Below are 13,423 nucleotides of genomic sequence, written 5' to 3'. Positions count from 1 at the left end.
AGGTTCAGTCGGGATTGCGGCGCAGCTCATGACAAGAGCAATGCACGCCGCCACCGCCCAATGCGAACATCTCATAATCGACGGCGGTGACCTCGAAGCCGGCCTCCTTCAGCTGGCGGTTCACATTCACATTGTGGCTCATCGACAGGACACGCTTCTTGCCGAGGCTCACGACATTGCCGCCGAGCTTCACGCAATCGGCATAAGCGACCTTGATGACCTCGATGCCGTGCTTCTTCTTGATGTAGTCGAGGCCGTAGGGCGGCAGCGCATCCTCGCAGACAAGCGCTACGCCCTTCTCCAACATCACCACCACCGCATCCATATGCACGAATTGCGGCGGGATCGGCACGATCTGAACTTCCCAGGATTTCTCGCGCAGCCAGCCTGCGACCTGATCGGCGCCTTCCTTGGTCGAGCGGTCGCCCGACCAGCCGAGCAGCGCCACGCCGGGCTTCAGGATGACGAAGTCGCCGCCTTCGAAATGGCCGGCGGTCACCCATTTCCAGATCGGGATGCCGGCCTTGCGGTAGAATTCGGAAGCGACCGCATAATCGCGCCGGCGCGGCGGCGTCTGGATCGACGTGATGACCGCGCCCCAGGGCGTCATGAAGCTCGAATCGCGGGTGAAGACGCTGGAGGGCAGGCCTTCATCGGCCTCGGCGAAATGGCAGCGCACGCCCGCCTTCTCATAGGCATCGACCATCAGGCGATGCTGGTGCATGGCCTTCTGCTGATCGAAGCGATGGCCCATCTGCTCCTGATTGGCGAAGGTGACAGCCGAAATCGAATTGAGCGGCACCCAGCGAAAATGATCGGGCTTGCCGAGGAGCACATCGGTCAACTCGCCGGTCTGCGCCGACACACCCCAGGCCACGGCGCCATTCGCACCACTCATCTCGCGTCCTCCAATTTTTTATCCGTTGACGGAGCTATCGTCTCACCCGGGTGCCGCATTGCAAAACGAGAAAACTTCTGCACTAATGTGAGTTTAGTTCACAGTGAGCCCAGCCCATGCCGCCCTCGATCTCGCGCAACCGCCTGCCGCTCAATGCGCTGCGCGCCTTCGAGGCGGCGGCGCGCCACCGCAATCTGGTGCGCGCCGCGGAGGAGCTGGCGGTGACCCATGGTGCCGTCTCGCATCAGATCCGGGCCCTGGAGGAGCAGCTCGGAAGCCCGCTCTTCGACCGCAGTCAGCGGCCAATGGGCCTGACACCGGCGGGCGCGCAGCTCCTGGCGGCGGTGCACGACTCCTTCGAGCGCCTGACGCGCGCGGCGAGCGCCATCAAAAGCGGCGAGATCGAAGGCGAGATCACGCTTTCCTGTGTGCCGGGGCTCGCCGCCAACTGGCTGGTGCCGCGGCTCGGTGAGTTTCTCTCACTTCATTCCAATGTCGCCGTGCATGTGCTGACGGAATATTGGCGCCATCCCAAGATCGCGGACCGCGCCGATCTGGCGATCGCCTATGGCAGCGCCGAACATCCGGGCAAACGCGTGGTGCGCCTCGGCCATGCCGAGTTCTTCCCGGTCTGCAGCCCGGCGCTGAAGCGGCGCAAGCCGGGGCTCAAGAAGCCTCACGATCTCCTCGGCCACACGCTGCTGCATGAATATACGGACGAAGCCTGGTCGCGCTGGTTTGCCGCGGCGGGGCTCTCGGCGACGGGGTCGGTGCGCGGCGTCTATTTCGACAGCGCGCATCTCTCCCTCGAAGCGGCGCGCACCGGCTATGGCGTGGCGATGGGCGATCTGGCGACGGTGCGCGATGATCTCGCCAGCCGGCGTCTCGTCAGGCCGTTCCGCCTCTCGGTGCCGGCGGCCTATCCCTATTATCTGATCGCGCCCCCCGAGACCGAGCAGGCGCCGGCGGCGCGCGCCCTCGAAGAGTGGCTGATTGCCGAGTTCGTGGCTCAATCCGCCCGTTCAATCCTGGCGCCCAAAGCGCGCAAGCGTTCGTCGAGCCTCTCATAGCCGCGGTCGATCTGCTCGACATTCTGGATCTCGCTCTGGCCCTCGGCGCAGAGTGCCGCGATGACCAGCGCCATGCCGGCACGGATGTCGGGGCTCGACAGGCGCTGGGCGAAAAGCGGCGAGCGGCCGACGACGACGGCACGGTGCGGATCGCACAGGATGATGCGGGCGCCCATGGAGATCAGCTTGTCGACCCAGAACAGGCGGCTCTCGAACATCTTTTCATGGATGAGGATGGTGCCGGCAGCCTGGGTGGCGACGACCAGTGCGATCGAGACGAGATCGGCCGGGAAGGCCGGCCAGGGGCCGTCATCGATCTTGGTCAGAGCGCCATGCATGTCCTCGCGGATCTCGAGCTTCGGGTGGCGCGGCAGATAGATGTCCTCGCCGCGCACTTCCCATTCGATGCCGAGCCGGCCATAGGCGATGGCCGTCATGCGGTGCTCGCGCGGGCGGCAGTTGCGGATCAGGAGATCGCCGCCGGTCGCGGCGGCAAGGCCGATGAAGCTGCCGACTTCCAGATAATCCGGTCCGATCTCGTGCGTCGCCCCATGGAGCGACGTGACGCCCTCGATGGTCAGCACATTGGAGCCGACGCCGTCGATGCGCGCTCCCATGGCGATGAGCAACTGGCACAGATCCTGGATATGCGGCTCGCTCGCTGCATTGTGGATATGGGTCGTGCCAGGGGTGAGCACCGCCGCCATGACGATGTTCTCGGTCGCCATCACGCTCATCTCGACCAGGAAGATGTCGGCGGGCTTGAGGCCCTTGGGCGCGGTCAGGCAATAGCTGTCGGAGGTGATGTCGACCTCGACCCCCATTTCCTGGAAGGCGAGAATATGCGCATCGAGCGGGCGCCGGCCGATGCGGTCGCCACCGGGACGCGGCAAGGTCGCGCTGCCGGTGCGGGCGAGAAGGGGGCCGGCGAGAAGGAAGGAGGCGCGGATCGCTTGCGACAGCGCGCGGTCGGGCGCCGAATGGCGCAGCGTCGCCGCCCGGAAGGTGGCCCGGTTGTTGGTGATCGGGCTGACGGTGGCACCCATCTCCTGCAACAGATTGGCCATCACGCGCACATCGGCGATGTCGGGAAGGCGGGTCAAGGTGACCGCCTCGTCGGTGAGAAGGGTGGCGGCGATGATGGGCAGCGCGGCATTCTTGCTGCCCTTGGGCTCGATCGCGCCTGAGATCGGGTGGCGCCCCTCGATCAGGAAACGGGTCACGGCGGCTCCTTGTTGAACAAACGGAATCGAATCAAGAGATTCGGGCGGGATAGGGAGTGTTTAGAGCCTATTTTACTGCTCAAGAATACCGGTCTCGACACGGTCGCGGCGCAGCAGTTCCTGGGGCGTCATGCCCGACAATTCCTTGAATTCACGGGCAAGATGGGCCTGGTCGGCATAACCCGCCTCGTAAGCCAGATCGGCCCAGCCGAGGCGCGGCACGTGATGGGCGAGATTGCGCGCATGCTCGAAGCGCAGGATTCGCGCCATCGTCTTCGGCGTTGCACCGATCTCGGCGCGGAAGAGCTTGGCGAGATGACGGCGGCTGACGCCGGTGGTCTCGGCCAGGGCCGTGATCGAGGCGGCACCGTGGCTCGCCGACAGCGCCTGCCAGACTTCGCGCACATTGGCATTGGGCTCGCGCGCCGCCAGAATGCGCTTGCCGAGAAAGTCATCGAGCAACGCGAAGCGCTCAGGCCAGTCCGGCGCATCATGCAGCTCGGCGACGAAGAGCCGGCCTTGCGCGCCCAATATGTCGTCGAGCGACACGGTGCGGCTTTCGAGCTCCGATTGCGCCAGGCGGAAGAAGCGCCAGGCGCCGAGCGGGGTGAAATTCACCTGCAGGCAGAAGGCGGCACCCTTCGAGCCGACGATCACCGGCCGTGTATAGACGCCGGCGGTGAAGCTCGTCTGGGTGTCGGGGCTCTGCGGGTCGTCGCGGAAATGGAAGGCCGGGCCGAAATTGATGATCAGCGGCACGAAACTGCAGGGGAGCTCGCGCCGCCAGATTTCCGCCCCCTGCGTCTCGCGGTAACCCGAATAGTCGATGACATGGGATTTCAGAGCCGCATGGGGCGCGCAGCGCAACATCTCCCATTGCCCGGCCTCGCCCTCATAAGCGAGGCGGCGGATGACGCGGTCTTCCGGTGCGGCCAAAGTGCGTGACATCGCGTTAATGTGCCACGCCCCGAGATTGACGTCACCACCTGTCCATGCCACCAGATAGGGGTGGATCAGCTCTATCATTTCGAGCCCAAAGCCCATCCGCTCGCCTCGCGGCGCGTCTTCTTTCGGCGTCAGGCGCGCAATGTCCTGTGGAGCTTCGGGCTCATCGTCGTCTGGCTCGTTCTCGGCATGGCCGGCTATATGGGCTTCGAAGCCATGAGCACCGTCGATGCCTTCGTGAATGCAGCGATGATCCTGTCCGGCATGGGGCCGATCGGCACGCTCGCCACCACCAGCGGCAAGATCTTCGCCGGGCTCTATGCGATCTTCTCCGGCATCTTCGTGTTCGGCATAGCAGGTCTCGCTTTGTTGCCGGTCTTCCACCGCATGCTGCACCGGTTCCACCTGCAGCAGGAAGCCGAGGCGAACCGGCCGAAGCCCGCCCCGGCAAAACCCAACCCTCCGAAGCTCAAGAAGTAACGGCGGTCGCGTTGCGTTTGCGCGGCGGGATGGTCATGGCGGCGACTCCCGCCACCACGCAGACGAGGCCGATCCACGCGGTATCGGTGAGGCGCTCACTCAAGAAAAGCGCGCCGATGGCAACGCCGATCGGGACGCGCAGATAGGCCTGTGCGGTCGTACCGACCGAGCCCAGAGTGTTCACCAGGCGGAAGAAGATGCAGAAGGCGAGGGCGGTCGAGAAGACGGCGAGGCCGAGCAGGGCCAGGAGCGAGCTCGTCGACGGCGACAGCGTCCAGGGCTGATCGATGACGAGACTCAACGGAATGAGCATGACGGCGCCGCAGAGCATCGACCCCGCGGCCGGCATCATCGGATCGAGATCCTTGAAGTTGCGCCCGAAGATGGCGGCGCCGGCATAACTCACCGTGGCAATCAGCATGGCGAGCTGGGCCAGGAGCTCGCGGCCAACGCCATTCAGGGCCTCGACACCGATGATCAGGCAGATGCCGATCATGCCGGCAAGCACGCCGAAGAATTTGCGCAAGCTCGACGGCTCGTGCCGGGTGAGGACGAGGGTGAGCAGGAAGGTGAAGATCGGCGTCGTGGAATTGAGGATGGCGGCGAGGCCGGCATCGATGGTGAGCTCGGCCCAGGCGATGAGGGTGAAGGGCATCACGCTGTTGAGCGCTGCCTGGATGGCGAAACGTTTCCAGGTCGTGCGGTCGTGTGGCAGGCGCAAGCCGCGCATCCGCAGCACGGTGAGCAGGATGAAAGCGGCGATTAATGTGCGCGCGGCGATGAATGTGACCGGCGGGATGGTGGCGACGCCGAGCTTGATGAAGGTGTAGGAGGCGCCCCAGAGCGTGGCGAGCAGCGCCAGCAGCAGGAGTTCGAAGGTGAGCGAGCGGGGAGCGGTCATGGCGATCATCCTAATCTCGTGTGATGGCCGCGATCTGTGTCACGGATCACGCAGGACGTCGCCCGCGAACACTTCGGCCGCGGCCGAAGCATTCGCGGCTGACCGGGGAGAAGCCGAGGCGTATAGTCGGCGCCATGACCAATATCGTTTCCGGCAACAGCCTCGCCGAAGTGGCCGCCCTCATCGGCGATCCGGCGCGGGCCAATATCCTGCAGGCGCTTGCCGACGGGCGGGCGCTGACGGCGGGTGAGCTCGCCTGGCATGCGGGGGTGAGCGCCCAGACGACCAGCGGGCACCTGGCCAAGCTCACCGAGGCCGGTTTCATCGCGCTCGCGAAGCAGGGCCGGCATCATTATTTCCGCCTCGCTTCGCCCGAGATCGCGACCGCGATGGAGGCCCTGATGATCGTCGCCGCTAATGGCCCCCGGCGCTACCGCCCGACCGGCCCCAAGGATCAGGCCATGCGAACGGCGCGCACCTGCTACGACCATCTGGCCGGCTGGCTCGCCGTCACGCTCGCCGACCGGCTGAGCGCCCGGCAGTTCATCGTCCTGTCCGACGGGGCCGCCGCCGTCACCGAGGAGGGCCACCGCTTCTTCCGCGATTTCGGCCTCGAACTGGATGAGCCCAAAAATACCCGGCCGCTCTGCCGCACCTGCCTCGACTGGAGCGAAAGGCGCTCGCATCTGGCCGGCCAGCTCGGCGCCGGATTGTGCCAGCGCTGTCTCGATCTCGGCTGGATCAAACGCGGCCGCGACAGCCGCGCCGTCACTTTCACACCGTTGGGCATCGAAGGCTTCCGCGACACCTTCGGCATCACACTGCCGTAACGGCTCAATAGCGATTGCCCGGGATGACAGGGGATGATGGCCTCTCGATTTCGTCGCGGCTGAGGCCGATATCGCGCAGGAGATAGTCCTCGAGGCCGGCGAGATGACGCGCGTCCCGCCGCGCCCGGTGGCGTCGGGCCAGAAATCTTAATATTCGTGAAGAGAGTGATTCCTGCAGGATCAAGGTGAGGTCTTTCATGGCTGGTCTCCGTTCTGACTGTGAAAACAGGGTAGCGATGACGACCGGCGCATGCTTGAACACCACTGGGAGATTTCATGAGGGTTTCCTGAATTCGAGCGCAGGATGCCGGGATATCCCTGTTAGCTTTTGATTTTGCAGCGGTTTCCTGAGGGGACGAGGACAGATCAGTGATCTACCGGTTTGGCGATTGGGAACTCGACACCGACCGATATGAGCTGCGCGGCGCCGATGGCGCGAAGCCGGTCGAGCCCCAGGTCTTCGACCTCCTGCGCTATCTGGTCGAGAACCGCGACCGGACCGTCACCAAGGACGAGATCCACAAGACGATCTGGAAGGAGCGCATCGTGTCGGAATCCGCCCTCAGCAGCCGGATCAAGGCGGCGCGGCAGGCGGTCAACGACACCGGCGATGATCAGAAGATCATCCGGACCATCCATGGCCGCGGCTTCCGCTTCGTGGCGGAGGTGGAGGCTTCAGAGGGCAGCCGCGAGGTGGTCAACAGCCCCGCCGCTGCGACGGGAGCGTCCATCGCCATCCTGCCTTTCGTCAATATGAGCGGCGATCCCGAGCAGGAGTATTTCAGCGACGGCATCAGCGAGGATCTGATCACCGATCTTGCCAAGATTTCCGGGCTGTTCGTGCCGGCGCGCAATTCGACCTTCGCCTACAAGGGGGCGGCCGTGAATGCGCAGCGCCTGTGCCAGGAGCTCGGCGTGCGCTACGTGCTCGAGGGCAGCGTCCGCAAGGCCGGCAAGCGGGTGCGGATCGGCGCCCAGCTGATCGACGGCGAGACCGGCGGGCATCTGTGGGCGGAGCGTTATGATCGCGATCTCGTCGACGTCTTTCTCGTGCAGGACGACATCACGCGCCGGATCGTCGAGTCGCTCCGCATCAGGCTGCTGCCCAAGGAAAGCGAGGCCATCGCGAAAGTGCCGACGAGCAATGTCGAGGCCTATGAGCACTATTTGAGAGGGCGGCAGTTCTTCCATCGGCAAACGAAGAGCAGCCTCGAGATCGCCAAGCGCATATTCCGGCGGGCGACCGAGCTCGATCCCAATTATGCGCGCGCCTTTGCCGGGCTCGCCGATTGCGAGTCGGAGCTTTATATGTCGAGCGCGTCGGACGCCACGCCGGAGACGATCCTCGCGGCGAGCACACGGGCGCTGGAGCTCGACCCCGATCTCGCCGAGGCCCACGCCGCGCGCGGCCTGGCGCTTTTGACTCTCGACCGCCATGACGAGGCCGAAACAGAGTTCCGCCGCGCCATGGCGGTCGATCCCAATCTGTTCGAGGCGCTCAAATACTGCGCCCGCACGTGCCAGGCGACTGGACAATATGTCGAGGCGGCAGCGTATTTCGAGCGGGCCTATGCGGTTCGGCCCGACGACTTCCGGTGCCTCATCCTCCTGGCCCAGGCCTATAAGGATATGGGGCGTCACGCCGAGGCGGAGACGGCCTTGCGCCGCGGCCTGGAAAAGATCGAGCGCGAGCTCGAGCGACATCCGGAGCACGGCAATGCCGCCGCCCTCGGCGCCACCGCGCTCGCCAGGCTCGGCGAGACCGGGCGTGCCCGCGACTGGGCGTCCCTGGCGCTTCTGCTGGAGCCCGACGATGTCCTCACTTTGTACAATGCCGCCTGTGCCTATGCCCTCAGTGGTGACGCAGAGACCGCCATTGGCCTGCTGGAGCGCTCGACGCCTCTCATTCGTGGCCGGTTGCGTGTCAGGGCCCGGCATGACAGCGATCTCGTTTCACTGCGCACCCATCCGCGGTTCGAGGCGCTCCTGCGCAGCATCGATCGCTGAACGGTCGTTGCTCCAGCCGCAGGCTCGGGCTAAACGGGCGCGTTATCCAATCAGGAGTGCCATCGTGACCGCCGCCCAGACCCGCAAGCTCGTTCAGACCTATTATGCCGCCTTCAACAAGCAGGATGTCGACGGCATGCTGTCCTGCCTCGCCACCAGCTTCGTCCATGAGGTGAGCCAGGGCGAGCGCCGCAAGGGCAAGCCGCTGTTCAAGGAATTCCTCACCCATATGAACAAGAGCTACAAGGAGACGCTGTCCAACATCGTGGTGATGACCGACACGACGGGCGCGCATGCCGCGGCCGAATTCGATCTCAAGGGCAAATATCTCGCGACCGATCCGGGCCTGCCGAAGGCGAAGGGGCAGACCTACAAATTGCGCGTCGGCGCCTTCTTCGAGATCAAGAATGGCAAGATCACGCGCGTCTCTACCCACTACAATCTGAAGGACTGGACAAAGCAGGTTCTCGGCAAGTGAGTCTAGAGCGCCGGGCGTTCCGTTGGAATCGCCGCGGCGCTCTATCTCTTTGTTTTTGCGCATCGGCTTACCCGAAAACCGCACGCACCTTTCGGGCCGACGCTCTAAGATCTTGATTCAAGGGACAGACCTAAGTCCTTGAAATAGAGTCGGAACCGTCATTCAGCGTTCATCTTCGCGCCTGAGTTTGCGAACCCCCAAGGTAAGCAAACCCAGGAGGCGCAGATGACCCGCCACGACCCCGACAGCATCCGTTCCAAATCATCATCCCCCAATTTCCGCAGCGTGCTGACCGAGCGCCTGTCGCGCCGCGACATGCTGCGCGGCGGGGCGGCCATCGCCGCCGCCTCGGCCATCGCCCCGGGCTTCACCGGCTCGATCTTCGGCGGCGAGGCGATCGCCGGCGGCACCCAGTCGTCGCTCACCTTCACCGAGCTTAAGCGCGTCTATGACCAGACGCATCACGTGGCGCCGGGCTACACGGCCGAGGTGCTGCTGCGCTGGGGCGACAAGCTCACCGCGGATGCGACCGATTTCGAGCCGACCCAGCAGTCGGGCAATACGCAGGCACGTCAGTTCGGCTACAACAACGACTTCGTCGGCTATCTGCCGATGCCCTTCGGCTCAGCATCCTCAGAGCGCGGGCTGCTCTGCGTCAATCACGAATATCCCAACCCGCATATCATGGTGCCGGGTTTCATCGCCAAGGACGACGAGACGCTCGGCAAGACGATGACGGCCGAACTGGTCGAGATCTGCAAATCGGCGATGGGCCACAGCGTCGCCGAGATCGAGAAGAAGGACGGCAAGTGGTCGCTCGTCGCCAATTCACCCCTCAACCGGCGCATCACGGTGGAGACCGAGATGGCGATTGCCGGTCCGGCAGCGGGCCACGCCCAGCTCAAGACGGCGGCCGATCCCTCCGGCACCAAGGTCAAGGGCACGATGGCCAATTGCGGCGGCGGCTATACGCCCTGGGGCACGATCCTGACCTGCGAGGAATTCGCTTATGAGTTTTTCGGCGGCGACGCGGCCAAGACGCCCAACCAGGAGCTCATGGAACGTATCGGCTATGAGCCCGCCGATTATTACGGCTTCGCCCGTTTCGACGACCGCTTCAATGTCGAAAAGGAGCCCAATGAGGTGAACCGCTTCCAGTGGGTGGTCGAGATCGACCCCTATGAGGCGGACTCGACGCCGGTGAAGCGCACCGCGCTCGGCCGCATGGGCCATGAGGGCGCCACGGTCGTCGTCAACAAGGATGGCCGCGTCGCCGTCTATATGGGTGATGACGATCATCAGGAATATCTCTACCGCTTCGTCTCGGCCAAGCCCTTCAATGCCAATGATCGCAAGGCCAATATCGGCATTCTCGATGAAGGCGAGCTGTCGGTCGCGAAATTCGAGGCCGACGGCACGCTCAACTGGCTGCCGCTCGTCCATGGCAAGGGCCCGCTCACGGCTGAGAACGGCTTCGCCGACCAGGGCGAGGTGCTGATCAAGACGCAGCTCGCCGCCGACAAGCTCGGCGCCACCGGCATGGACCGGCCGGAGGATTTCGAGACCAATCCGGTGTCGGGCCGCGTCTATGCGGTGCTGACCAAGTCGGCCAAGCGCAAGCCGGAAAAGGTCGACGCCGCCAATCCGCGGCCCGAAAACAAATGGGGCCATATCATCGAGATGATCCCGCCGGGCGAGGGCAAGGATGCCGACCATACGGCGGCCCAGTACAAGTGGGACATTCTCATTCTGTGCGGTGATCCCTCGAAGCCCGAGACCGGCGCCAAATTCCATCCCGAGACGACCGCCGACGGCTTCTTCATGACGCCCGACAACATCGCCTTCGATCCCAAGGGCCGCATGTTCGTGGCGACCGACGGCATGAACGACTTCGATCTCGCCGACGGCATCTTTGCCGTCGATACGGACGGTCCGGCGCGAGCATTGCCCAAGGCGCTGTTCTGCTGCCCGACCGATGCGGAAGCGACGGGCCCGGCCTTTACGCCCGACGGCACCACGATGTTCGTGTCGGTGCAGCATCCGGCCGAAGGATCGGAGACGATCGAGAAGCTCACTACGCGTTGGCCCGACTTCAACGACAAGATGCCGCCGCGGCCGTCGGTCGTGGCGATCACGCGCGAGGGCGGCGGGTCGATCGGCGGTTGAGGATCTGATTCAAGCGACCCACCCAAGTCGTTGAAATCAGATTCGAAACGGATTGTGTGGAAACTGACATCAGCCTGTCGTGAAGAGCGGCGATGATGATCAGGACTTCAAGAGAGCCCTCGTTTCGCGGCAGGTTTGCGTAACGCTTGCGGAATGAGGGGCAGGACACGGGGAGCGCCGGAGACGGCGCTCCCATTCGTTTGGCGAAACGGTGCCATGTGGGAACCTGCCGCGAAACTTGCGGGCCCCGACCTTTTGCTTTAGCTCCGCCCTCACCATGGGCGGGATCACCACCGAAATATTGACGGGCGACAGACTCACGGTCGGCCTTGACGCTGTGGCAGGTCTGCGGATCGAGGTTTTCCGCTCCTATCCCTATCTCTACGAAGGCTCGCTCGATTATGAGCGGCGCTATCTGACCAAGCTGGCGCAAGCGCCGGGCGCGGTCATCGTGGTGGCGCGGGAGGGGGACAAGATCATCGGCGCCTCGACCGGCCTGCCGCTCATCGCCGAGCATGACGAGTTCAAGGCCCCCTTCGCGGCCCAGGGCTTCGATATCGCGACCATCTTCTACTGCGCCGAATCCGTGCTCTCGGCCAGCTATCGCGGCCGGGGCCTGGGGCACGCCTTCTTCGATGCAAGGGAGGCGCAGGCACGCCAGCTCGGGCTCACCCGTTCGACCTTTTGCGCTGTCGTCCGGGCCGAGGACGACCCACGCAGGCCCCCGGATTACCGTCCGCTCGATGCCTTCTGGACAAAAAGACAATACCGGCCTGTAAGGGGACTGGTTACGACCTATCACTGGACCGAGATCGGCAATATGGCCGAGACCGAGCAGACCCTGCAATTCTGGATGAGGGATCTATGAGCCGAAGCCTGACGATCGCCGCCGCGCAATATCCGCTCGACGCGCTTGGCAGTTTCGCCGACTACGAGGCGAAGCTCGAGCGTTGGGTCGCGGAGGCCGCGGGGCAGGGCGCCGAGCTTCTGGTGTTTCCGGAATATGCCTCGATGGAGCTGGTGTCGCTCGACGGGCCGGAGGCCGGCCATGATCTGCAGCGTTCGATCGATGCGGTGTCGAAGCGTCTGCCGGAAGCCGACCGCGTGCATGATAGACTGGCCCGCCGGTTCGGCGTGGCGATCGTCGCGGCGAGCGCGCCGGAGCGCCAGGCTGATGGTGAAACCCTCAATGTGGCGCGGTTCTTCGGACCGTCCGGCCGGGTGGGCCGCTATGCCAAGCTGATGATGACGCCCTGGGAGCGCGATCCGTGGAAGATCGCGGCCGGGCGTGAGCTCACCGTCTTCGATATCGGCCCGGCGCGGGTCGGTCTGGTGATCTGCTACGATATCGAGTTTCCGCTGCTGTCGCGGGCGCTCGCCGAAGCCGGCGCCGATGTGATCCTGGCGCCCTCCAATACCGAGAGTGAGCACGGCTATTGGCGGGTGCGCACCGGCGCCATGGCGCGGGCGCTCGAGAACCAGGTCTATACGGTGCATGCGCCGACGGTGGGGCCGGCGCCCTTCTGCACCGCGGTCGAGAATAATTGCGGCGCGGCCGGTATCTTCGCGCCGTCCGATGAGGGGTTTCCGCCGGGCGGCGTCATCGCGCTGGGTGAGCTCAACAAGCCGCAATGGGTGACCGCCAAGGTCGATCTCGATCTTCTCAAACGGGTGCGCGAGACGGGCGGCGTCCAGACCTACCGGCATTGGGGCGAACAGCCGGGGGCAGGCAGCCTGCCGCGTGCAAAACTCGTCGATCTTTCAGTCCATAAAGCGGAGGCGGCGGAATGAGCATCAACTTCCCGCAACGGTTACTCGACGGCTATGCGAGCTTCCGCGCCGGGCGCTACGCCTCGGAGGCGGAGCGTTACCGGAAGCTCGGCGAGGGCCAGCAGAAACCGACGGTCATGATGATCGCCTGCTGCGATTCCCGCGCCGCGCCCGAGACGATCTTCGATGCCGGGCCCGGCGAAATCTTCGTCGTGCGCAATGTGGCCAATCTGGTGCCGCCCTATGCGCCGGACGGACGTCATCATTCGACCAGCGCGGCGCTCGAATTCGCCGTGCTGCAATTGGGCGTCAAGCACATCGTCATCATGGGCCATGGCCGCTGCGGCGGCATCAGGGCGATCACCGAGCCGGGCGATCCGCTGAGCACCGGCGACTTCATCGGCAAATGGCTCGCCGGCGTGCGCGATGTCGCGGCGATCGTCGATGACGAGAAACTCAGCCTGGCGCAAAGGCTGACGCTGGTCGAGCAAGCCTCCGTCGAGCATTCGCTCGCCAACCTGCGCACTTTTCCGTGGGTGCGCGTGCGCGAATCCAAAGGTGACCTCACGCTTAACGGCGCCTGGTTCGACATCTCGCTTGGCGAGCTCAATGTCTATGACGAAGAGTCGCGCCGCTGGGCAGTGGTGTGAGTTCT

The 13,423-nt window shown here is 64.5% G+C and carries 14 protein-coding genes; 9 read left to right on the top strand and 5 right to left on the bottom strand.

What is annotated here, in order from left to right:
- Nucleotides 1-4 precede the first annotated feature (4 nt).
- The gene (locus JHL16_RS13070; RefSeq protein ID WP_200185282.1) at nt 5-898 is read right to left on the bottom strand and encodes a dimethylarginine dimethylaminohydrolase family protein; all 894 of its coding nucleotides are present in this window, start codon (nt 896-898) and stop codon (nt 5-7) included.
- 116 nt (nt 899-1,014) lie between these two features.
- Between JHL16_RS13070 and JHL16_RS13065 the strand changes: the two genes are divergently transcribed.
- Complete coding sequence (locus JHL16_RS13065) at nt 1,015-1,968, top strand: LysR substrate-binding domain-containing protein (RefSeq protein WP_200185281.1); 954 nt, start codon at nt 1,015-1,017, stop codon at nt 1,966-1,968.
- On the opposite strand, the gene murA is transcribed toward JHL16_RS13065, so the two are convergent.
- Nucleotides 1,908-3,191: a UDP-N-acetylglucosamine 1-carboxyvinyltransferase gene (gene murA / locus JHL16_RS13060; RefSeq protein WP_200185280.1), complete on the bottom strand. Its 1,284-nt coding sequence runs from the start codon at nt 3,189-3,191 to the stop codon at nt 1,908-1,910. The two genes, JHL16_RS13065 and murA, sit on opposite strands and share 61 nt — an antisense overlap.
- Nucleotides 3,192-3,263: 72 nt before the next feature.
- Nucleotides 3,264-4,139: a helix-turn-helix domain-containing protein gene (locus tag JHL16_RS13055; RefSeq protein WP_200185279.1), complete on the bottom strand. Its 876-nt coding sequence runs from the start codon at nt 4,137-4,139 to the stop codon at nt 3,264-3,266.
- 60 nt (nt 4,140-4,199) lie between these two features.
- On the opposite strand from JHL16_RS13055, the gene JHL16_RS13050 reads away from it, so the two are divergent.
- The gene (locus JHL16_RS13050; protein ID WP_200185278.1) at nt 4,200-4,616 is read left to right on the top strand and encodes a hypothetical protein; all 417 of its coding nucleotides are present in this window, start codon (nt 4,200-4,202) and stop codon (nt 4,614-4,616) included.
- Here the strand turns inward: JHL16_RS13050 and JHL16_RS13045 are convergent.
- Entirely contained in the window at nt 4,606-5,517 is a 912-nt protein-coding gene (locus JHL16_RS13045; RefSeq protein WP_420884537.1) for a DMT family transporter, read from the bottom strand. The genes JHL16_RS13050 and JHL16_RS13045 overlap by 11 nt on opposite strands.
- 134 nt (nt 5,518-5,651) lie before the next feature.
- Here JHL16_RS13045 and JHL16_RS13040 point away from each other — a divergent pair, with 134 nt between their 5' ends.
- On the top strand, nt 5,652-6,347 hold the full coding sequence (locus tag JHL16_RS13040; protein WP_200185276.1) for an ArsR/SmtB family transcription factor: 696 nt from the start codon (nt 5,652-5,654) through the stop codon (nt 6,345-6,347).
- Between the two features lie 4 nt (nt 6,348-6,351).
- On the opposite strand, the gene JHL16_RS13035 is transcribed toward JHL16_RS13040, so the two are convergent.
- Nucleotides 6,352-6,546, bottom strand: a complete 195-nt coding sequence (locus JHL16_RS13035) for a YjiS-like domain-containing protein (protein WP_200185275.1) — start codon at nt 6,544-6,546, stop codon at nt 6,352-6,354.
- Nucleotides 6,547-6,716: 170 nt separating this feature from the next.
- On the opposite strand from JHL16_RS13035, the gene JHL16_RS13030 reads away from it, so the two are divergent.
- The 6 genes from JHL16_RS13030 (at nt 6,717) to JHL16_RS13005 (ending at nt 13,418) form a co-directional block, all read left to right on the top strand.
- Nucleotides 6,717-8,354: a tetratricopeptide repeat protein gene (locus JHL16_RS13030; protein WP_200185274.1), complete on the top strand. Its 1,638-nt coding sequence runs from the start codon at nt 6,717-6,719 to the stop codon at nt 8,352-8,354.
- Nucleotides 8,355-8,418: 64 nt separating this feature from the next.
- Nucleotides 8,419-8,832, top strand: coding sequence for a ketosteroid isomerase-related protein (locus JHL16_RS13025; RefSeq protein ID WP_200185273.1), 414 nt, complete (start codon nt 8,419-8,421; stop codon nt 8,830-8,832).
- Nucleotides 8,833-9,057: 225 nt separating this feature from the next.
- Entirely contained in the window at nt 9,058-10,998 is a 1,941-nt protein-coding gene (locus JHL16_RS13020) for a PhoX family protein (RefSeq protein WP_200185272.1), read from the top strand.
- Nucleotides 10,999-11,299: 301 nt separating this feature from the next.
- The gene (locus tag JHL16_RS13015; protein ID WP_246770933.1) at nt 11,300-11,866 is read left to right on the top strand and encodes a GNAT family N-acetyltransferase; all 567 of its coding nucleotides are present in this window, start codon (nt 11,300-11,302) and stop codon (nt 11,864-11,866) included.
- Nucleotides 11,863-12,789 (top strand): carbon-nitrogen hydrolase family protein, encoded by a 927-nt coding sequence (locus tag JHL16_RS13010; RefSeq protein ID WP_200185270.1) that lies wholly within the window; start codon nt 11,863-11,865, stop codon nt 12,787-12,789. Before JHL16_RS13015 ends, JHL16_RS13010 begins: the two co-directional genes overlap by 4 nt.
- Entirely contained in the window at nt 12,786-13,418 is a 633-nt protein-coding gene (locus JHL16_RS13005) for a carbonic anhydrase (RefSeq protein WP_200185269.1), read from the top strand. The genes JHL16_RS13010 and JHL16_RS13005 overlap by 4 nt, the downstream gene beginning before the upstream one ends.
- Nucleotides 13,419-13,423: the final 5 nt, after the last annotated feature.

Source organism: Taklimakanibacter albus, from assembly GCF_016595235.1.
In the GTDB taxonomy this organism is placed as follows: domain Bacteria; phylum Pseudomonadota; class Alphaproteobacteria; order Rhizobiales; family Aestuariivirgaceae; genus Taklimakanibacter; species Taklimakanibacter albus.
Note: the sequence above shows the minus strand (reverse complement) of the source record. Positions and strands in the feature narration are given on the sequence as shown.